Here is a 19,728-nt window from a genome sequence, read left to right on the forward strand (position 1 = left end):
AATAGGTGGTGCGCCCGCGCACAACCACTTATTGACTGAAATTCAGTCAATCTTCGTGGCCCAGTTGGAGATCGCGTTCGGTGCGTCCGCCGCCCGCCATATGGAGGACGGTGGCGACCGGCGGATAGCCCGCGGCGATCACGGTGTACTCGCCGGAGGAGAGGTCCACGAACCGGAAGGTGCCGTCGGTACCCGTGGTGAGGGTATCCACCACATTGCCCGCCGCGTCGAGGAGGGTGACCCGGGCGTCCTCGACCGGACGGCCGCCGCCGGCCCGTACCGTACCGCGCAGCACCGCGCCGCCCGCCAGCTCGATGTCCTGCCGGGTCTCGCGCGAGGCCTGCACACTGACCGGCAGCGCCGCGGGCCGGAAGGCGGGCGCGCTCGCGGCGAGGGTGTACTCCCCGGCCACCAGCTCCGAGATCACATACGCGCCCTCGCGGCCGCTGCGGGTCGACGCGACGACATCTCCCCGTACATCCGTGAGGGTCACGGCGGCGTCGCGCACCGGGGTGCCGTCGGCGGTACGCACGGCCCCGGCGAGCCGTCCCGCCCCGCCGAGGACCACATCCAGCTCGACGGGCCGTTCGCCGACGGTCACCGTGACGGCCTGCGGCTGGTGTCCGGCGGCGGCCGCGATCATCACGTACGAGCCGGAGCCCGGCACACTCAGCGCGTACCGCCCGTCCGCGCCGCTCGCCCCGCGCCCGATCTGCTGTCCGTGGACATCGATCAGGGTCAGTGCGGCCCGGGGCACGGTGGAGCCGTCGTTGTGCTGCACCGTCCCGCACACCGCCACCCCCGAGGTGTACGGGGCGGGCGCGGGCGGCGGAGCGGCCGGACCGGCGGGCGCGGTGCGCGCGCCGGGGACGGTGACGGACTCGGCGGCTGAGGCGTTCTGGGACACCAGCGGTTTCTCCTTGAGGAAGAAGGCGATCAACAGGCCGAGGACAAGCACCGGCACGAGGTAGAGGAAGATCCGGGGCATGGCGTCCGCGTACGCCTGCACATAGCCGTCGCGGACGGCGGGCGGCAGGGCGTGCACCGCCTGCGGGGTGATGGACTCGGCGTCGGGCAGGCCCGCCCCGGCGGGGATACGGTCGGCGAGCGCGTCGGCGAGCCGGTCGGCGAAGAGGGTGCCGAAGACGGCGGCGCCCACGCTGCCGCCGATCTGCCGGAAGTAGTTGTTGGCGCTGGTGGCGGTGCCGAGGTCGGCGGGGCGTACGGCGTTCTGTACGGCGAGGATGAGCACCGGCATGACCAGGCCCATCCCCAGTCCGAGCACCGCCTGCGCGACACCGTTCTCGGTCATCGAGGTGCCGGTGTCCAGCCGGGACAGCAGCCACATGCCGGCCACCGAGAGCGCGCTGCCCAGCACCGGATAGATCTTGTAGTGGCCGGTACGGGTGATCAGATGGCCCGAGACGACGGAGGCGACGACGATGCCGCCCATCATGGGCAGCATCAGCAGTCCGGACTCGGTGGCGCTGGCCCCCTCGACCATCTGGAGATACGTCGGCAGATAGCTGGCCGCGCCGAACAGCGCGACACCGACGATCGCGCCCACCAGGCTGGTGATGTTGAAGACCGTGTCCCTGAACAGCCGCAGGGGGATGAGCGGTTCGGCCGCGAAGTGCTCGACGACCAGGAACAGCAGGGTGGTTCCGGCGGCGCCCGCGGCCAGACCGATGATCACCCGGGAGTTCCAGTCGTACTCCGTCCCGCCCCAACTGGTCAGCAGCACCAGACAGGTGGAGGCCGCGGCGAGCATCAGGGAGCCCAGGAGGTCGAGCCGCGCAGGGGCGGTGGGTTTGGGCAGCCGGAGGACGGCGGCGACGACGGCGAGGGTGATCAGCCCGAAGGGCACATTGAAGTAGAAGCACCAGCGCCAGGAGACATGGTCGGTGAAGAAGCCGCCGAGCAGCGGCCCGGCCACGGACGCGAGCCCGAAGGCGGCGCCGATCAGCCCCATGAAGCGGGCGCGTTCACGGGCGGGCACGATGTCCGCGATGATCGCCTGGACCCCGATCATCAGTCCGCCGGCGCCGATGCCCTGGATGGCGCGGAAGGCGATGAGCTGGTCCATGGTGCGGGACCAGCCGGCCAGCGCTGACCCGATGACGAAGACGACGATCGCGAACTGGAAGACGCCCTTGCGGCCGAAGAGATCGCCGAGCTTGCCGTAGATCGGCAGTCCGATGGTGGCGGTGAGCAGATACGCGGTGATCGCCCAGGACATCCGGTCCAGGCCCTGGAGCTCCCCGACGATCTTCGGCAGCGCGGTGGCCACGATCATCTGTTCCAGGGCGGCCAGCAGCAGGGCGAGCATCAGCCCTACGAAGACGAGCCGCACCCGGCGGGGGCTGAGGGGTTCCGTGAGGGCCGTGCCCGCGGTGGGCGGTGGCGGCGGAGGGTCCGCGGTGGCGGGTACGGGCAGCACCGCGGCCCGCGCGGCACCGGTCTCGTTCGTGTTCTCGTACTCGATGGCCTGCCCGCCGCCCTTGACCAGAGTGGTCCCGCCCACGTACTGCTCCCCTCGTCGCACCTGCGCGGCGTCATACTTCACATTGCACGCCAAGCAGGAGCAAGCGGAAGGCTCTCCGGCTGAACGGGGTTGTGACGGGGGCGGGTTGAGCGGTGAAGCCTGCGCCGGGGCGCTCATCAGGGGCTTTCCCGCGACGTGTCGCGCGGGGGGCGCGCAACGGCGCCGCGGGGAAAACCACTCGAATCGGTGACCCCGGCGGTGACACGCCGAGACCTGCCGGGACGAGTCGAACTGTCCGGCCGGAGGGGCCGGTTGGGGCTCTCTCAGCCGGTACGGCCAGGTCCTGTCCGGTCGATCGGACAGCGCCTAGTTACTGGAGCCGTTCTCGCGCGTCTTCTCGGTCTCGGCGGCGAGCCTTTCGAGGATCACGCCGTAGATACGGCCGAGCCCCTTGGGGGCGAAGGTCCGCTCGAAGAACCCGCCGATCCCGCCCGCGCCGTCCCAGACGGTCGTGACGACGGCCTTCGAACGGCCCTCGCCGGCGGGGGTGACGGTCCAGGTGGTGACCATCGAGGAGTTGCGGTCCTTCTCGATGAGCTGTCCGTCGGTCGGCTCGGTCACCTCCAGCAGACAGTCGCGCACCCGCTTGCTCGTCGCCTGGAGCTTCCAGTGGACGAGCGAGCCCTCGCCGTCGCCGCCCTCCCGCACCTCGTACTCGCTGAACTGCTCGGGCAGCAGCTTCGCCCGGGTGTTCTCGTAATCGGCCAGCGCGTCGAACACTGTCTCCGGGTCCGCCGCGATGATCCGCTCCGTGGTGGCCTCGACCTGCGCCATGGCTGTTCCTCCAGCACTCGTTCCGGGTGGGGTGCGGCCAGCCAACCACCCTCCGGTACGCCCGCCAAATCCGCTCGGCGGGCGATCAAGGGAACATGTGTTCTATTCTGAGGTGAGTGCTACCGAGGAGGTATCCATGCGCTGGGACAATCTGGTCGAGAACACCTCAATGCAGGGGGCGACCGGGGACATCGCGCTCTTCGGTACGGACGCGGTGACCACCAGGACCTTCGACACACCCGAATTCCGTGGTGTCACCTTCTACGAGATCCGTGCCCGTTCGATTGTGAACCGGGTGCCGGGGGCGTCCCGTATGCCGTTCGAATGGACGGTGAATCCGTACCGGGGCTGCACACACGCCTGCGTCTACTGCTTCGCCCGCAAGACCCACAGCTATCTCGATCTCGACACCGGCCAGGGCTTCGACTCCCAGATCGTGGTCAAGATCAACGCCCCGGAGCTGGTCCGCCGCCAGCTCGCCTCCCGCCGCTGGCAGGGGGCGCATATCGCGATGGGCACGAATGTCGACTGCTACCAGCGCGCGGAGGGGCGGTACCGGCTGATGCCGGGCATCATCACGGCCCTGCGTGACCGTGCCAACCCGTTCTCCATCCTTACCAAAGGCACGCTGATCCTGCGCGATCTGGAGCTGTTGCGGGAGGCGGCGTCGGTCACCGAGGTGGGGATCTCGGTCTCGGTCGGCTTCACCGACCAGGAGCTGTGGCGCACGGTCGAACCGGGTACGCCCTCGCCAGAGCGGCGGCTCGACGTGGTGCGCACGATGGCCGAGAACGGGATCGGCTGCGGGGTGCTGATGGCGCCGGTCATTCCGTTCCTGAGCGACCGTCCCGACCAGCTCAGGGCGACGGTACGGTCGATCGCCGCGGCCGGGGCCACCTCCGTCACCCCGCTCGTACTGCATCTGCGGCCGGGCGCGCGAGAGTGGTTCATGTCCTGGCTGGAGCAGCACCATCCGTATCTGGTGGCGCGGTACGAGCGGCTGTACGCGGAGGGCGCGTACGCGCCCAAGTGGTACCAGCGGCGGATCACCCGGCAGGTGCACGAACTGGCCGACGAGTTCGGGATCGGGCCTGCGGGGCGCGGCGAGGCCCGGCGCATATCCGTACCCCAGGACCCGGAGCTGCCCGCGCGTCCCGATCTGCCGGTCCGCTCGGCGGCGACCCAGCTCACACTGCTGTGACCGGCAGCCACGGAGATCATGGGGGTCACGGCGGCCACGGAGATCACGGAGATCACGGAGATCACGGAAACTCTTGGCCGATTGTCAGTGGCATCGGCAAGGATGGGCACATGACTGAACTCACGCATCTGCAGGCCCCCGACGGTGTCGCTCCGGGCAACGGCTACAGCCATGTCGTCTGGGGCACGGGCCGGTTCGTCGCTGTCTCCGGCCAGTGCGCGTTCGACGCGGACGGCAAGGTGGTCGGCGAGGGGGATCCGGCCGTCCAGGCGCGCCAGGTGTTCGAGAATCTGCGCCGCTGTCTGGCCGCGGCCGGGGCCGGCTTCACCGATGTCGTCAAGCTGACGTACTTCGTCACCGATGTGGCGCATCTGCCCGCGGTACGCGAGGCGAGGGACGCGGTGATAGACACGGCGCGTCCGCCCGCGAGTTCGGCGGTCCAGGTGGCGGCGCTGTTCCGGCCCGAACTGCTGGTGGAGATAGAGGCGTTCGCGATCGTCGGGGAGAGCGATGGCGGGACGGACTGAGCCATGACCTCGTGTCCCACCACGGAGCCCGCGCCGGGGCGGGCGACCTGCCCCCTCCCGGCCGGGCCGAGGTCCCCGTACGGATCCGTGAGATGACGGTCGACGACTGCGAGGCCGTCGCCACGGTCCGGGTGCGCGGCTGGCAGCACGCGTACCGGGGACTGATACCGCAGGCGTATCTCGACGCGATGAGCGTCGAGGAGGACGCGGCCCGCCGCCGGGAGTATCTGACCAATGGCGACGGCCGGGTGGTCGATCTGGTGGCCGAGCGGGCGGGCCACGTGGTCGGCTGGGGCTGCTGCGGCCCGAGCCGCGACGAGGACGTACCGGACAGGACGGCGGAGCTGTACGCCCTGTATGTCCTGCCCGAGCGGATCGGCACCGGCGTGGGCAGCGCGCTGATCGACGCGCTGACGGCCAGGGCCGAGGCGGCGGGTGCCTCTTCACTAGTGCTCTGGGTCCTCGCGGCCAACGACCGGGCCCGCCGCTTCTACACCAGGGCGGGCTTCGCACCCGACGGCAGGGAGGAGCAGTTCGACGTGAACGGGGTGGCGGTGCCCGAGGTGCGCTATGCGAGACGGCTCAGCGCGTCCGCGGCGGCGGAGGCCGGCCTCGGATGACCCCGGGCGGCCCCCCTCGGCTGTCCTAGTAGCGGCCTCCCTCGGCTGTCCTCGTAGCGGCCCCCCTCGGCTGTTCTTGTGTGAAGCTGCCGCGGGGTTATGCGGTCACCTGGATCACTTGCTTGCCTGCCGCGCCGCCCCGTTCGAAAGCCTGTTGCGCCGCGGCCGTGTCCGAGAGCGGATACACGCCGTTGACCACCGGACGCAGCGCACCCGAGGCGACATTGCCGGCCAGATCGCGGAGGACGGCGGTGTCGGGGTCGGCGCTGAAGGTACGAATGCGGCGGGGACCGTACACGCTGGAGGCGGCGATTGCGGCCAGGGCGGGCGCGGACAGTCCGACGGTGACCATGCGGCCGCCCTTGGCAAGCCGGCTTCGGTAGCAGTTCAGTTCCGTGCCGACGGTGTCGAGGATGACGTCGAAGGGGCCGATCCGGTCCGAGGTGGTGGAGCCGTAGTCGAGGACCTCGTCGGCGCCGAGGCCGGTGAGGAGCCGGGTGTGGCGGTCGCGGGCCAGGGCGGTGACATGAGCGCCCATCGCGTGTGCCAGTTGCACCGCGGCCGTGCCGACACCGCCGGCCGCGCCCCGGACCAGAACCCGTTCCCCGGCGGCGAGGTGCGCGCTGTCGCGCAGCGCGATCAGCGCGGTGGTGCCCGCGACGACCACGGAGGCCGCTTCGACCGGTGAGATGCCCACGGGTGCGGGCGCGATGCGGTCCGCGGGCACCACGACGTATTCGGCTGTCCCGCCGGTTGTGTGCCGCTCGCGGGGGTGCACCGTGCCCCACACCCGGTCCCCGGCCCGGTAATCCTCGACATCAGCGCCGGTCGCGGCGACGACGCCCGCGAAGTCCAGCCCCACGCCGATCGGGAACCGGCGCCCCGAGACCATCTTCAGCCCTCCCGCGCGGACGATCACGTCGTGTCCGTTCACGCTGGACGCCTCGACCGACACCAGTACCTCGCCGGCGCCGGGAGCGGGACGCGGGACCTCGTTGATGCGCAGGACGTCCGCCGCACCGTAGCTCGTGATCTGAACGGCCTTCATGTCGTTGTCCTTCCGTGGCGGGGTGGATGATCCGATGCTGGACCCTGCGCGCGGAGTCACGGTCGTTCCGCTTTTCCTGGGTCCGGCAGACCCACCCTCACGAGCCGCGCCCGGGGCATACTGACGCCGTGACCGACGACTCCCTTGCCGTGAGTGACGATCCCCGACGTGAACTCGCCGAGTTCCTGCGGACGCGCCGCACTCGACTGCTGCCACAGGATGTCGGCCTGGAACCCGGCCCGAGGCGGCGCGTCGCCGGGCTGCGGCGGGAGGAACTGGCCCTGCTGGCCGGGGTGAGCGCGGATTACTACCAGCGCATGGAACAAGGACGCGATGTCCGGCCTTCCGAACAGGTCCTGGACGCTCTCGCACGTGCCCTCAACTTCTCCGCCGAGGAGTCCCGGTACCTGCACAGCCTCGCCGCCGCCGCGCGCACACCCGCCCGCGGCCCGCGCCACCACGAGCCCGAGAAGGTACCGCCCACCACGCTGCGGCTGCTGCGGACCATGACCACGCCCACGATGGTCGTCGGCCGCTTCCTGGACGTCCTGGCGTGGAACCCGCTGGCAGGTGCTCTGCTCGGCGAGTTCACCCTGCTCCCCCCGGCCGAACGAAACCTGCTCATGTTGCTGCTGCACCCCGAAGCCGACCAGGCATGCCCGGACCGGGCGGCCACCGTCGCCGAGCTGACCGGAATGCTGCGGACCCAGATCGCCGCCGACCCGGGGCACCCTCGCGGCGTGGAACTCGTCGGCGAACTCGCCGTCCGAAGCGACGAGTTCGCGACACTCTGGGCGCGCCACGACGTCGAAGAGGCCGTCCGTGGCCGGATGCGTGTCAATCACCCGATGGTCGGCGAGCTGAACCTGGAATGGGACGCCTATCCGGTGCCCGGCGCTCCCGGCCCGGTGCTCATCACCTACACCGCCGAAGCGGGAAGCCCGGACGACGAGCGACTCCAGTTGCTGGCCGCCCTGCTCGATTCACCGGACACGACATCAGCGGTCACCCCGCAACCGTGACGTGCCGGCCAGCTCACGTCGACGAGGGCAAGGTGCGTTACGCGAGGCGGCTCAGCGCGTCGCCTGCTGCGGACGCCAGTCGCGGGTGATCGCGGGCTGCTTCCAGTACGGCCCGTGCCCGGTCGTCCCCGAGTGTGCCGAGGCCTTCGACGCAGGCCAGCGCCACCCGCCAGTGCGGCTCGTCGGGTGCCAGCAGTCGTTCGAGGGTGGTGATCAGCGCGGGTACGGACTCTGGGGCGCGTAACGCGGCGAGCAGCCGTACGGGGTGGAGGGCGTAGGCGGTGCGGAGTCGGTTGGCGGCGAGGGCGGCTGCGGCTCTGGGGGTGCGGGGGTCGCCAAGGAGAGTGAGGGCGTAGGCGGCGGAGACGCAGCGTTCCGGGTCGCGGTGGTTGAGGAGCAGTACCAGCGTTTCGAAGGCCCGCCGGTCGCCGGCGCAGCCGAGCCGGAACGCGGCGGTCTCCCGCGCCCACAGGGGCCGCCCGCGCTCGGTGAGGACGGCGGCCAGTTCGTCTAGGTCCTCGGTCGCGACGAGCCGTACGTACGAGGCGGAGCCGCCTGACTCGTCCCGCACCCGGTCCATGAGCGAGCGGACGTCCTCATCCATATGGCCCAGCGTATCGACGGCATCGGCTCCGGGAGCACTTGTCGCCCGCTCCCGGCCACTCCTCGCCATGCCCCGGCACCCCACCCCGAAGTGATTCAGCGCACAACCACCCCCCTCTGGCGCGCTCGTTACTCGTCGGTTAATCTCAAATGAGCGGGAAACCCCCGCGGCTCCCGGTGGCCTGGTGACGCAGCCGCCGAGAGCGCTGTCGGTTCAGCACCCTTGCGGTCCGGCCCGTCCGGACCGTCGGTACGGCGCGGCTCCGGGACAGAGTCCGCCGCCCAGCTCCGTGACCGCATCAGCCACGCGCGCCCGCCGCGCCCCGCGGCCCCTGCCAGCGATTCCGGGTCCGCCCTTCTCAGTCGTCACTCATCCTCTGGAGTCCCGTGATGGACATCCCTCTCTCCACCATCGCCGTCGTCGGCCTCGGCACCATGGGGACCGGTATCGCCGAGGTCCTCGCCCGCGCCGGCCGTGAGGTCGTCGGTATCGACATCAGTGACATCGCCGCCGCACGGGCGGTCGCCTCGCTCGAAGCGTCCACCGCGCGGGCCGTGGCGCGCGGGCGGCTCACGGAGGAGGAGCGGCGCACGGTCCTCGCGCGGTTCCGCACCTTCTCCGATCTGCACGCCGCCGCCGGTGCCGATCTGGTGATCGAGGTGGTGCCCGAGTCGTACGAGACCAAGCAGCGGGTCTTCCGGGCGCTGGACGGGATCGTCGGCCCGTCGACGATTCTCGCGACCGGCACCAACGCGCTGTCCGTGACCCGGCTGGCCGCGGACTCGGCGCATCCCGAGCGCGTGCTCGGCCTGCATTTCTTCAATCCGGCCCCGGCGATGAAGCTGGTCGAGGTGGTGTCCTCGGTCCTCACCGCGCCCCGGGCCGTGGCGGCCGTCACCGGGCTCGCCCGGGAGCTGGGCAAGGAGCCGGTCGCGGTGGGTGACCGGCCCGGCTTTGTCGCGGACGGGCTGCTCTTCGGCTATCTGAACCAGGCCGCCGCGATGTACGAGGCCAGGTACGCCTCCCGCGAGGACATCGACGCGGCGATGCGGCTGGGCTGCGGGCTGCCGATGGGACCGCTCGCGCTGCTCGATCTGATCGGCGTCGACACGGCCCGTACGGTCCTGGAGGCGATGTACGCCGCGTCCCGCGACCGGCTGCACGCCCCGGCCCCGGTGCTCAGGCAGCTCGGCGAGGCGGGGCTGACCGGCCGCAAGTCGGGCCGCGGCTTCTATACGTACGAGGGCCCGGGCAGCGGCGCGGTGGTGCCGGACGCCCTCACCCCGGACGACGCCCTCATCCCGCCGGACACCACCGGCACCGCGAGCCCCGCAGGCGCTCCCCGCCCCGTCCGCTCCGTCGGTGTCGCGGGCTCCGGCACCATGGCGAGCGGGATCGCCGAGGTCTTCGCCACGGCCGGTTTCGATGTGGTGCTCGCGGCGCGCACCCCGGAGAAGGCGGAGGCCGCCGCAGCCCGGATCGCGAAGTCCCTCGCCCGCTCCGTGGACAAGGGCCGGCTGACCGCCGAGGCCCGTGACCAGGCCCTGGCGCGGATCACCCCGGCCGGTTCGCTTGACGCCTTCGCCGAGGTGGATCTCGCCGTCGAGGCCGTGGCCGAGGACCTGGAGATCAAGCGGCAGCTCTTCGCCGCGCTCGACAAGGTCTGCAAGCCGGGCGCGGTGCTGGCCACGACGACCTCCTCGCTGCCGGTGGTGGCCTGTGCCCGCGCGACCTCGCGCCCGCAGGACGTGGTCGGGATGCACTTCTTCAATCCGGCTCCGGCGATGAAGCTGGTCGAGGTGGTCCGTACGGTCCTCACCGCCGACGACGTCCGGGCCACCGCCCGCGCGGTGGCCACGGCCGTCCGCAAGCATCCGGTCGACTGCGGGGACCGGGCGGGTTTCATCGTCAACGCGCTGCTGTTCCCGTATCTGAACAACGCGGTCAAGATGGTTCAGGAGCACTACGCGAGCCTCGACGACATCGACGCCGCGATGAAACTGGGCGGCGGTTATCCGATGGGGCCCTTCGAACTGCTCGATGTGGTCGGGCTCGATGTGTCGCTGGCCATCGAGCGGGTGCTGCACCGCGAGTTCCGGGATCCTGGCCTGGCTCCGGCGCCGCTGCTCGAACATCTTGTGGCGGCGGGCTGTCTCGGCCGCAAGACCGGCCGCGGCTTCCGCGAATACGCCCGGCGCTGATCCCGGCGCTGATCCCGGTACCGGCCCAGCGGCGATCCCGGTACCGGTTCCATTGGTGATCAAGGACCCGGCCCCGCGGGCGCGATCTCCTGCGTCGATGCAGTACGTTCACCTCATGTCCCAGCCCGCCAAGTCCTCCCGTACGAACACCAGGACCGACGTTCCGGAGAGTGCCGCAGGCACCCGCGCGGCCGCCCAGCGGCTGAAGATGCGCCGGGAGCTGGCGGCCGCGGCGATGGAGCTGTTCGCGACCAAGGGGTACGAGGCGACCACCGTCGACGAGATCGCCGCCGCCGCCGGGGTCGCCCGCCGGACGTTCTTCCGGCATTTCCGCTCCAAGGAAGAGGCGATCTTCCCGGACCACGACGACACGCTCGTACGGGCGGAGGCGGTACTCAACGCCGCGCCCGCCCATGAACATCCGCTGGACACGGTCTGCCGGGGCATCAAGGAAGTCATGCGGATGTACGCGGCCTCCCCCGCGGTCTCCGTGGAGCGCTACCGGCTCACCCGCGAGGTGCCCACCCTGCGGGAGCGCGAGATCGCCTCGGTGGCCCGCTACGAGCGGCTGTTCACCCGCTATCTGCTGGGCCATTTCGACGAGCGCGACCACACCGACGGCAATGACGACCCGCTGCTGGCGGAGGTCGCCGCGTCGGCCGTCGTCACCGCACACAACCATGTGCTGCGCCGCTGGCTGCGGGCGGGCGGCCAGGGCGATGTGGAGGCGCAGCTCGACCATGCCTTCGCGATCGTCCGGGAGACCTTCGGCGCCGGCATCGGCGCGGGCCGGACCATCGGGGGCAAGCCGCAGCACGCCGCGGCCACGGCCCGTACCAGCGGCGATGTGCTGGTGACGGTGGCGCATACGGACGCCCCGCTGGACGAGGTCATGCGGACCATCAAGCAGGCACTGAGGGACGCGTAAGCCTCGCCCCTCGCTCGCTCCCCGCTCCCCCCTTGACTCCCCCTTGGCTGACTCCCCCTGGCCGCGATACGCCATGCGTTCCTTTGCCCACATGAAGTGATATTTTCCGTTAATACAGCGGTAGGGATTGCTCATGCGTGCCGCACCGGTGACAAGTGAGAGAGATTTCTGGCACCCAGTGCCTTGCCAGGTGTCACGGCGTGCCATACCGTGAAGGTGTCCGGCTGTTCCCGCAAGCCGTCCCGCTTGTGCGCCCGGACGCCTGCGTCACAGGCACCTCCCGCGCTCACCCGGCGCCGCCGTTCAGCACGGTCAGCCCCACAGGCTGATCAGCAGCGCCCCCGCCGAACCGACGGCACACCTCCACCGCACACCAGCGAGCGGCCCCCGCGGCTCGCTCCCCCAGCTTCGCCGGAGGCACCACCGTGAAGGAAATCCTGGACGCGATCCAGTCGCCGGACACCACGTCCGCCGACTTCGCCGCACTGCCCGTCCCCGGTTCGTACCGCGCGGTGACCGTGCACAAGGACGAGACGGAGATGTTCGCCGGTCTCCCCAGCCGCGAGAAGGACCCCCGCAAGTCGCTCCATCTCGACGAGGTGCCGGTGCCCGAACTCGGCCCCGGCGAGGCCCTGGTGGCCGTCATGGCCAGCTCGGTCAACTACAACTCCGTCTGGACGTCGGTCTTCGAGCCGTTGCCGACCTTCGGGTTCCTGGAGCGGTACGGCAAGCTCAGCGACCTCGCCAGGCGGCACGACCTGCCGTACCACATCATCGGCTCCGACCTCTCCGGTGTCGTGCTGCACACCGGCCCGGGGGTCAACGCGTGGCGGCCGGGCGACGAGGTCGTGGCGCACTGTCTCTCCGTCGAGCTGGAGTCGTCCGACGGGCACAACGACACGATGCTCGACCCGGAGCAGCGGATCTGGGGCTTCGAGACCAACTTCGGCGGCCTGGCTGAGCTGGCACTTGTGAAGTCCAACCAGCTCATGCCCAGGCCCCAGCATCTGACCTGGGAGGAGGCCGCGGCACCCGGCCTGGTCAACTCGACCGCGTACCGCCAGCTCGTCTCCCGCAACGGCGCCGGGATGAAGCAGGGCGACAATGTGCTGATCTGGGGTGCGAGCGGCGGACTCGGTTCATATGCCACACAGTTCGCGCTCGCGGGCGGGGCCACGCCGGTGTGTGTGGTCTCCAGCGGGCTGAAGGCGGAGATCTGCCGGCGGATGGGCGCCGAGGCGATCATCGACCGTACGGCCGAGGACTACCGGTTCTGGAAGGACGAGCACCACCAGGACCCGCGCGAGTGGAAGCGCTTCGGCAAACGCATCCGCGAACTGACCGGCGGCGAGGACGTGGACATCGTCTTCGAGCACCCGGGCCGCGAGACCTTCGGCGCCTCCGTCTATGTCACCCGCAAGGGCGGCACGATCGTCACCTGCGCCTCGACCTCGGGCTACACCCACGAGTACGACAACCGCTATCTGTGGATGTCCCTGAAGCGGATCATCGGCTCGCACTTCGCCAACTACCGCGAGGCGTGGGAGGCCAACCGGCTGGTCGCCAAGGGCAGGATCCACCCCACCCTGTCGAAGGTGTACGCGCTGGAGGACACCGGCCAGGCCGCGTACGACGTCCATGCCAACCGGCACCAGGGCAAGGTCGGCGTGCTGGCGCTGGCGCCGCGCGAGGGTCTGGGCGTACGGGACGAGGAGCTGCGCGCGCGGCACATCGACGCCATCAACCTGTTCCGTGACACCGCGGCGGAGGCGCCCGCCGGGGCCTCGCGCACCACCCTGGTCCGGGGGGCCTGAGATGGGCGAGCGGCACCGGGACCGGCCCTGGCTGATGCGGACCTACGCGGGCCATTCGACCGCCGAGGCGTCCAACGAGCTGTACCGGCGCAATCTCGCGAAGGGGCAGACGGGTCTGTCCGTCGCCTTCGACCTGCCGACCCAGACCGGCTACGACCCCGATCATGTCCTCGCCCGCGGCGAGGCCGGCCGGGTCGGGGTGCCGGTCTCCCATCTCGGCGACATGCGGCGGCTGTTCCAGGACATCCCGCTGGACCGCACCAACACCTCGATGACCATCAACGCCACCGCGATGTGGCTGCTGGCGCTCTACCAGGTGGTCGCGGAGGAGCAGGGCGCGGACATCGCCCGTCTCCAGGGGACGACCCAGAACGACATCGTCAAGGAGTACCTCTCGCGCGGCACGTATGTGTTCCCGCCGGGGCCGAGCCTGCGGCTGACCACCGACATGATCACGTACACGGTGAACCACATCCCCCGGTGGAACCCCATCAACATCTGCAGCTACCACCTCCAGGAGGCGGGCGCGACCCCGGTGCAGGAGATCGCGTACGCGATGTCCACCGCGATCGCCGTCCTGGACGCGGTGTTCGCGTCGGGCCGGATCCCGGAGGAGCGCAGGGGTGAGGTGGTCGGCCGGATGTCGTTCTTCGTGAACGCCGGAGTCCGCTTCATCGAGGAGATGTGCAAGATGCGGGCGTTCGCCCGGATCTGGGACACGGTCACCCGGGAGCGGTACGGCATCGAGGACGCCTCGCAGCGCCGGTTCCGCTACGGCGTCCAGGTCAACTCGCTCGGGCTGACCGAGGCCCAGCCGGAGAACAACGTCCAGCGGATCGTCCTCGAAATGCTGGCCGTGACCCTCTCCAAGGACGCCCGCGCCCGCGCCGTACAGCTCCCCGCCTGGAACGAGGCGCTGGGGCTGCCGCGCCCCTGGGACCAGCAGTGGTCGCTCCGCATACAGCAGGTGCTCGCGCACGAGAGCGATCTGCTGGAGTACGAGGACATCTTCGAGGGATCGCATGTCGTCGAGGCCAAGGTGGCGGACCTGGTCACGGAGTCCCTCGCCGAGATCGGGCGGATCGAGGAGATGGGCGGCGCGCTGGCGGCCGTCGAGTCCGGGTATCTCAAGTCGCGGCTGGTCGCCTCGCACGCCGGGCGCCGGGCGCGCATCGAGTCGGGCGAGCAGAAGATCGTCGGGGTCAACTGCTACGGGTCCACCGAGCCCAGTCCGCTCACCGCCGATCTGGACACCGCGATCATGACGGTCGACCCGGCGAACGAGGCCCGGGTGGTGGCGGCGCTGCACACCTGGCGGGACAACCGCGACGAGACGCGGGCCACGGCGGCACTGGCCGCGCTGAAGAAGGCCGCGGCCGGCACGGCGAATCTGATGCCGGCAACCCTGGAATGCGCGCGGGCCGGGGTGACCACCGGCGAGTGGGCCTGGGCGCTGCGGGACGTCTTCGGCGAGTTCCGCGCGCCGACCGGGGTGGGCGGCGCACCGGTCGCGGTGGGCGCGGAGCCGGACACCCCGCTCGCGGCGGTCCGCGAGGCGGTGTCCCGTACCGCCGGCGAACTCGGCTCGGGACGGCTGCGGCTGCTGGTCGGCAAGCCCGGCCTGGACGGGCACTCCAATGGCGCCGAGCAGATCGCGGTCCGCGCGCGCGACGCCGGGTTCGAGGTGGTCTACCAGGGCATCAGGCTGACACCGGAGCAGATCGTCGGTGCCGCGCTCGCCGAGGACGTGCACTGCGTGGGGCTGTCGGTGCTGTCCGGCTCGCACGGCGCGCTGGTGCCGGAGGTGCTGGTACGGCTGCGCGAGGCGGGCGCGGGCGACATCCCGGTGATCGTCGGCGGGATCATCCCGAACGCCGACGCCGAGGAGCTGCGGGCGGCCGGGGTGGCCGCCGTGTTCACCCCGAAGGACTTCGGAATCACCGAGATCATCGGCCGTATCGTCGATGAGATCAGGAAAGCGAACAAGCTCGACCCCTTGGAGGTCCCCGCATGACCGCGCCTGCCACGCACGCCGCCGCCGAGCCGGCCGCCGCCCCCGCCGACCGGCTGCGTCCGCGCCGCTCCTGTCTCGCCGTACCGGGCTCGAACCCGCGCTTCCTGGAGAAGGCGCAGGGGCTCCCGGCCGACCAGGTCTTCCTCGATCTGGAGGACGCCTGCGCGCCGCTCGCCAAGGAGGGTGCCCGGCACACCATCGTCGACGCGCTGAACAAGGGCGACTGGACCGGCAAGATCCGGGTGGTGCGCGTCAACGACTGGACGACGCACTGGACGTACCGCGATGTGATCACGGTCGTGGAGGGCGCGGGCCACAATCTCGACTGCGTCATGCTGCCGAAGGTCCAGGACGCCCAGCAGATCGTGGCGCTGGATCTGCTGCTCACCCAGATCGAGAAGACGATGGGCTTCGAGGTCGGCAGGATCGGTATCGAGGCGCAGATCGAGAACGCCAGGGGTCTGGTGAACGTCGACGAGATCGCCGGCGCCTCGCCGCGCCTTGAGACCATCGTCTTCGGTCCCGCCGACTTCATGGCCTCCATCAATATGAAGTCGCTGGTGGTGGGGCAGCAGCCGCCCGGCTACGGCGCGGACGCCTACCACTACATTCTGATGCGCATCCTGATGGCGGCCCGTACCCACGATCTCCAGGCCATCGACGGCCCGTACCTCCAGATCCGCGATGTGGACGGCTACCGCGAGGTGGCGCGCCGGGCGGCCGCGCTGGGCTACGACGGCAAGTGGGTGCTGCACCCCGGCCAGATCGAGGCGTCGAACGAGATCTTCTCGCCCTCCCAGGAGGACTACGACCACGCCGAGCTGATTCTCGACGCGTACGACTACTACACCTCGGAGGCAGGCGGCAAGAAGGGCTCGGCGATGCTCGGCGACGAGATGATCGACGAGGCCAGCCGCAAGATGGCGCTGGTCATCTCGGGCAAGGGCCGGGCCGCGGGCATGCGCCGTACCACCGCTTTCGAAGCCCCGGAGGCATGACGATGCGGTTCGGCAGGACTTTTGAGGAGTTCGAGATCGGGGCGGTCTACAAGCACTGGCCCGGCAAGACGGTGACGGAGTACGACGACCACCTGTTCTGTCTGCTCACCATGAACCACCATCCGCTCCATCTGGACAGCAACTACGCCGAGAAGACGACCGACTTCGGGAAGAACGTCGTCGTCGGCAATTACGTCTACTCGCTGCTGCTGGGCATGTCGGTGCCGGACGTCTCCGGGAAGGCCATCGCCAATCTGGAGGTCGAGTCGCTGCGGCACATCGCGCCGACCTTTCACGGCGACACGATCTACGGCGAGACGACCGTGCTCGACAAGACGCCCTCGAAGTCCAAGAGCGACCGCGGAATCGTGTATGTGGAGACCAAGGGCTACAAGCAGGACTCCACGGTCGTCTGTGTGTTCCGCCGCAAGGTGATGGTGCCGACCGAGAAGTACGTCAAGGAGCGCGGCGGCGAGCAGCCCGGCCGCCCAGAGCCGCGGGAGAAGTGACCCAGCCATGAGCCGACTCGCCCAGACCGCCGGGCTGACCGAGATTCAGCGGGAGATCCTGGCTACCGTAAGGGACTTCGTCGACAAGGAGATCCTGCCGGTCGCCACGGAGCTGGAACACCGCGACGAGTATCCGACCCGGATCGTCGAGGGCCTCAAGGACCTCGGGCTGTTCGGGCTGATGATCCCCGAGGAGTACGGCGGTCTGGGCGAGTCGCTGCTCACCTACGCGCTCTGCGTGGAGGAGATCGCCCGCGGGTGGATGTCCGTCTCGGGCATCGTCAACACCCATTTCATCGTGGCGTACATGCTCAAGCAGCACGGCACCCAGGAGCAGAAGGACGCGTTCCTGCCGAAGATGGCGGCGGGCGAGGTACGGGGCGCGTTCTCGATGTCGGAGCCCGGTCTCGGCTCGGACGTCTCCGCCATCACCTCCAAGGGCGTACGGGACGGGGACGATTTCGTACTGGACGGCCAGAAGATGTGGCTCACCAACGGCGGTACCTCCACGCTGGTCGCCGTGTTGTGCCGTACCGACGAGGGCCATCCGGAGGGGACACCACCGCACAGGTCGATGAGCACCTTCCTGGTCGAGAAGGAGCCCGGCTTCGGTGAGGTACGGCCGGGCCTCACCATCCCCGGGAAGATCGACAAGATGGGGTACAAGGGGGTCGACACCACCGAACTGATCATGGACGGACTGCGCATTCCGGCCAATCGGGTACTCGGCGGGACCACCGGCAGAGGGTTTTACCAAATGATGGACGGGGTCGAGGTCGGCCGGGTCAATGTCGCCGCGCGTGGCTGCGGGGTCGCACAACGTGCTTTCGAGCTGGGTGTGGCATATGCCCAGCAACGTCACACCTTCGGCAAGCCCATCGCGCAGCACCAGGCCATCCAGTTCAAGCTGGCCGAGATGGCCACCAAGGTCGAAGCGGCCCATGCGATGACGGTGAACGCCGCACGCAAAAAGGACTCGGGCGAACGAAACGACCTGGAGGCAGGGATGGCGAAGTACCTCGCCTCCGAATACTGCAAGGAAGTCGTCGAGGACGCCTTCCGCATCCACGGCGGTTACGGCTTCTCCAAGGAGTACGAGATCGAGCGCCTCTACCGGGAGGCACCGATGCTGCTGATCGGCGAGGGTACCGCCGAGATCCAGAAAATGATCATTGGACGCCGACTGCTGGAGGAGTACCGTGCCCAGAGCTGATTGTCGCGTTTGATCTTATTTGGCCGCCGCACAGATCACACTCCGTCGCCGGGAGGCACCGTCTTCCGGCCGCTCGACTCGGCTGCTGGCTTGCTCAGTTGCTGCTCGCAACCGATACCATCGCTGGAAAGCCGCCGTCCCCCGTTTCCCGCGCGGCATCATCCGCTACGAAGGTCATCCATGCCCCACAGCCAAACCTCTGCACCACGCGGCCGGGTCCGCCTCGCGCGCGGAGCATCGCCGTGGCTCCTGCCCACCGTCGCCACCGCGGCGATCGGACTGGTCCGTGCGCGCCGTTCCCGGCGTGCCGCTGTTCTCGCTGTGCCCGCCACCGCGCTCGCGGCGGGCATGCTGTGGTTCTTCCGCGACCCCGAGCGTGAGATCACCCAGGGCCGGGTCATCTCCCCGGCCGACGGTGTGGTGCAGAGCATCATGCCGTGGAAGGACGGGCGCACCCGGGTCGCCATCTTCATGAGTCCGCTGAATGTCCATGTGAACCGCGCTCCCCTCGCGGGGACCGTGACCTCGGTGGAGCACATCCCCGGCGGATTCGTCCCGGCGTTCAACAAGGAGAGCGAGAACAACGAGCGCGTTGTCTGGCACTTCGACACCGAGCTGGGCGATATCGAGATGGTGCAGATCGCGGGCGCCGTGGCCCGCCGCATCGTCCCGTACATCCCCCAGGGCACCAAGGTGGAACAGGGCGAGCGCATCGGCCTGATCCGTTTCGGCTCGCGCGTCGACATCTACCTTCCGGAAGGTGTCGAGGTCGCTGTCGAGGTCGGTCAGGCCACGACCGCAGGGGTGACTCGAATTGACCGTGATTGATCCTGATACGCAAGCCGGCTGGGCCACCGAGGCCGAGGCCGAAGCGGAGGACGACGCGGAGGAAATGCCGCTGTCACTGCGGCTGTCGATAGCGGACACCCTGACGCTCGGCAACGCCACCTGCGGCTTCATGGCCGTCTACTTCACCACCACCGGCATTCTCATCCCCCATCTCACGGGCAGTGACGAGAGCGGTATGGCACGGCACTCCGCGGCGACGGCCGTGATCCTGATGCTGTGCGCGGCCATCTTCGACCTGTTCGACGGGCTCGTGGCACGCAAGCTGCGCAGCTCGCCGATGGGCGCCGAGCTGGACAACCTGTCCGACCTGATCAGTTTCGGGCTCGCCCCGGCGTACTTCGTGCTGGTGTACGGCATGGTCGCCGACGACGCCCATCAGCGGGTGTCGGCGCTGGCGGCGGTGGTGGTGCTGCTGGCCGTCGTGCTGCGGCTGGCGAGATTCTCCTGTGTGACCCTGAAGGACGGGATGTTCCAGGGCATGCCGAGCCCCTTCGGCGCGCTGACGGTCATCTCGATCGTGCTGCTGGAACTGCCGTTCGTACCGACGCTGCTGGCGATCGTCGGGGTGGCCTGGCTGATGGTCAGCCGTGTGGAGTACCCCAAGCCGCGGGGCATTCTCGCGGTGGCGATGCTGAGCTGGATCGTGGCAGCGATGGGGCTGCTGGCCGCCTGGGCGTTCGACGCCCCCGGCGGGCAGTTGCTGCTCCAGACGGGCTGTGCGCTCCAGGTCGTGACGGGCGCGGTCATTCCGCTGTTCGCCACGGCACGGCGGGTGAACACGTTCCGCGACAACCGCCGCGAGGCGCGGGCGGCGCAGCTCCCGTAGGACGTCGTTCAACAGGTCTTGACCGCGAGGGCCCG

The 19,728-nt window shown here is 69.7% G+C and carries 17 protein-coding genes; 13 read left to right on the forward strand and 4 right to left on the reverse strand.

From position 1 onward, the window contains the following. Positions 1-46 precede the first annotated feature (46 nt). Both ACFU9P_RS18875 and ACFU9P_RS18880 read right to left on the reverse strand, forming a co-directional pair. Positions 47-2,440 (reverse strand): MFS transporter, encoded by a 2,394-nt coding sequence (locus ACFU9P_RS18875; RefSeq protein ID WP_384082680.1) that lies wholly within the window; start codon positions 2,438-2,440, stop codon positions 47-49. A gap of 411 nt (positions 2,441-2,851) precedes the next feature. After that, positions 2,852-3,319, reverse strand: coding sequence for an SRPBCC family protein (locus tag ACFU9P_RS18880; RefSeq protein ID WP_376382402.1), 468 nt, complete (start codon positions 3,317-3,319; stop codon positions 2,852-2,854). 136 nt (positions 3,320-3,455) lie between these two features. Here ACFU9P_RS18880 and ACFU9P_RS18885 point away from each other — a divergent pair, with 136 nt between their 5' ends. From ACFU9P_RS18885 to ACFU9P_RS18895, 3 genes are all read left to right on the forward strand, one after another. Next, the gene (locus tag ACFU9P_RS18885; RefSeq protein ID WP_376382400.1) at positions 3,456-4,520 is read left to right on the forward strand and encodes an Rv2578c family radical SAM protein; all 1,065 of its coding nucleotides are present in this window, start codon (positions 3,456-3,458) and stop codon (positions 4,518-4,520) included. A gap of 110 nt (positions 4,521-4,630) precedes the next feature. Continuing rightward, positions 4,631-5,047, forward strand: a complete 417-nt coding sequence (locus ACFU9P_RS18890) for a RidA family protein (RefSeq protein ID WP_376382398.1) — start codon at positions 4,631-4,633, stop codon at positions 5,045-5,047. 11 nt (positions 5,048-5,058) lie between these two features. After that, entirely contained in the window at positions 5,059-5,667 is a 609-nt protein-coding gene (locus tag ACFU9P_RS18895; RefSeq protein ID WP_384082042.1) for a GNAT family N-acetyltransferase, read from the forward strand. A gap of 97 nt (positions 5,668-5,764) precedes the next feature. Here ACFU9P_RS18895 and ACFU9P_RS18900 read toward each other — a convergent pair whose 3' ends face one another. Continuing rightward, the gene (locus tag ACFU9P_RS18900; RefSeq protein WP_384082045.1) at positions 5,765-6,715 is read right to left on the reverse strand and encodes an NAD(P)-dependent alcohol dehydrogenase; all 951 of its coding nucleotides are present in this window, start codon (positions 6,713-6,715) and stop codon (positions 5,765-5,767) included. Positions 6,716-6,843: 128 nt separating this feature from the next. On the opposite strand from ACFU9P_RS18900, the gene ACFU9P_RS18905 reads away from it, so the two are divergent. Then, complete coding sequence (locus ACFU9P_RS18905; protein ID WP_384082047.1) at positions 6,844-7,737, forward strand: helix-turn-helix transcriptional regulator; 894 nt, start codon at positions 6,844-6,846, stop codon at positions 7,735-7,737. A gap of 37 nt (positions 7,738-7,774) precedes the next feature. Here the strand turns inward: ACFU9P_RS18905 and ACFU9P_RS18910 are convergent, their stop codons facing one another. Then, entirely contained in the window at positions 7,775-8,341 is a 567-nt protein-coding gene (locus tag ACFU9P_RS18910; RefSeq protein ID WP_384082050.1) for an adenylosuccinate lyase, read from the reverse strand. A gap of 389 nt (positions 8,342-8,730) precedes the next feature. Here ACFU9P_RS18910 and ACFU9P_RS18915 point away from each other — a divergent pair, with 389 nt between their 5' ends. The 9 genes from ACFU9P_RS18915 (at position 8,731) to pssA (ending at position 19,693) form a co-directional block, all read left to right on the forward strand. Then, positions 8,731-10,542, forward strand: coding sequence for a 3-hydroxyacyl-CoA dehydrogenase family protein (locus ACFU9P_RS18915; RefSeq protein WP_384082053.1), 1,812 nt, complete (start codon positions 8,731-8,733; stop codon positions 10,540-10,542). A 115-nt stretch (positions 10,543-10,657) separates the two neighbouring features. Next, positions 10,658-11,470, forward strand: a complete 813-nt coding sequence (locus tag ACFU9P_RS18920) for a TetR family transcriptional regulator (RefSeq protein ID WP_384082056.1) — start codon at positions 10,658-10,660, stop codon at positions 11,468-11,470. A gap of 425 nt (positions 11,471-11,895) precedes the next feature. Further along, complete coding sequence (ccrA, locus tag ACFU9P_RS18925; protein ID WP_384082059.1) at positions 11,896-13,284, forward strand: crotonyl-CoA carboxylase/reductase; 1,389 nt, start codon at positions 11,896-11,898, stop codon at positions 13,282-13,284. Between the two features lies 1 nt (position 13,285). Next, entirely contained in the window at positions 13,286-15,298 is a 2,013-nt protein-coding gene (locus ACFU9P_RS18930) for a protein meaA (RefSeq protein WP_384082062.1), read from the forward strand. Continuing rightward, positions 15,295-16,296 carry an HpcH/HpaI aldolase/citrate lyase family protein gene (locus ACFU9P_RS18935; RefSeq protein ID WP_384082065.1) on the forward strand — a complete coding sequence of 334 codons (1,002 nt, stop codon included), beginning with the start codon at positions 15,295-15,297 and terminating at the stop codon, positions 16,294-16,296. Before ACFU9P_RS18930 ends, ACFU9P_RS18935 begins: the two co-directional genes overlap by 4 nt. 2 nt (positions 16,297-16,298) lie before the next feature. Continuing rightward, a complete protein-coding gene (locus ACFU9P_RS18940; RefSeq protein ID WP_376382479.1) occupies positions 16,299-16,805 on the forward strand; it encodes a MaoC family dehydratase in 507 nt (168 codons plus the stop codon). 7 nt (positions 16,806-16,812) lie between these two features. Then, on the forward strand, positions 16,813-18,018 hold the full coding sequence (locus ACFU9P_RS18945; protein WP_384082068.1) for an acyl-CoA dehydrogenase family protein: 1,206 nt from the start codon (positions 16,813-16,815) through the stop codon (positions 18,016-18,018). A gap of 180 nt (positions 18,019-18,198) precedes the next feature. Further along, positions 18,199-18,846, forward strand: a complete 648-nt coding sequence (locus tag ACFU9P_RS18950) for a phosphatidylserine decarboxylase (RefSeq protein ID WP_376382377.1) — start codon at positions 18,199-18,201, stop codon at positions 18,844-18,846. Next, a complete protein-coding gene (pssA, locus tag ACFU9P_RS18955) occupies positions 18,839-19,693 on the forward strand; it encodes a CDP-diacylglycerol--serine O-phosphatidyltransferase (protein ID WP_376382478.1) in 855 nt (284 codons plus the stop codon). Before ACFU9P_RS18950 ends, pssA begins: the two co-directional genes overlap by 8 nt. The last annotated feature ends 35 nt before the right edge of the window (positions 19,694-19,728 follow it).

Source organism: Streptomyces sp. NPDC057617, assembly GCF_042800555.1.
In the GTDB taxonomy this organism is placed as follows: Bacteria; Actinomycetota; Actinomycetes; order Streptomycetales; family Streptomycetaceae; genus Streptomyces.

What these genes read in the sequence shown, in the direction of transcription:
- ACFU9P_RS18880 (WP_376382402.1), bottom strand. Translation starts at nt 3,319, where the DNA reads ATGGCGCAGGTCGAGGCCACCACGGAGCGGATCATCGCGGCGGACCCG.
- ACFU9P_RS18885 (WP_376382400.1), top strand. Translation starts at nt 3,456, where the DNA reads ATGCGCTGGGACAATCTGGTCGAGAACACCTCAATGCAGGGGGCGACC.
- ACFU9P_RS18890 (WP_376382398.1), top strand. Translation starts at nt 4,631, where the DNA reads ATGACTGAACTCACGCATCTGCAGGCCCCCGACGGTGTCGCTCCGGGC.
- ACFU9P_RS18900 (WP_384082045.1), bottom strand. Translation starts at nt 6,715, where the DNA reads ATGAAGGCCGTTCAGATCACGAGCTACGGTGCGGCGGACGTCCTGCGC.
- ACFU9P_RS18910 (WP_384082050.1), bottom strand. Translation starts at nt 8,341, where the DNA reads ATGGATGAGGACGTCCGCTCGCTCATGGACCGGGTGCGGGACGAGTCA.
- ACFU9P_RS18915 (WP_384082053.1), top strand. Translation starts at nt 8,731, where the DNA reads ATGGACATCCCTCTCTCCACCATCGCCGTCGTCGGCCTCGGCACCATG.
- ACFU9P_RS18920 (WP_384082056.1), top strand. Translation starts at nt 10,658, where the DNA reads ATGTCCCAGCCCGCCAAGTCCTCCCGTACGAACACCAGGACCGACGTT.
- ACFU9P_RS18930 (WP_384082062.1), top strand. Translation starts at nt 13,286, where the DNA reads ATGGGCGAGCGGCACCGGGACCGGCCCTGGCTGATGCGGACCTACGCG.
- ACFU9P_RS18935 (WP_384082065.1), top strand. Translation starts at nt 15,295, where the DNA reads ATGACCGCGCCTGCCACGCACGCCGCCGCCGAGCCGGCCGCCGCCCCC.
- ACFU9P_RS18940 (WP_376382479.1), top strand. Translation starts at nt 16,299, where the DNA reads ATGCGGTTCGGCAGGACTTTTGAGGAGTTCGAGATCGGGGCGGTCTAC.
- ACFU9P_RS18945 (WP_384082068.1), top strand. Translation starts at nt 16,813, where the DNA reads ATGAGCCGACTCGCCCAGACCGCCGGGCTGACCGAGATTCAGCGGGAG.
- ACFU9P_RS18950 (WP_376382377.1), top strand. Translation starts at nt 18,199, where the DNA reads ATGCCCCACAGCCAAACCTCTGCACCACGCGGCCGGGTCCGCCTCGCG.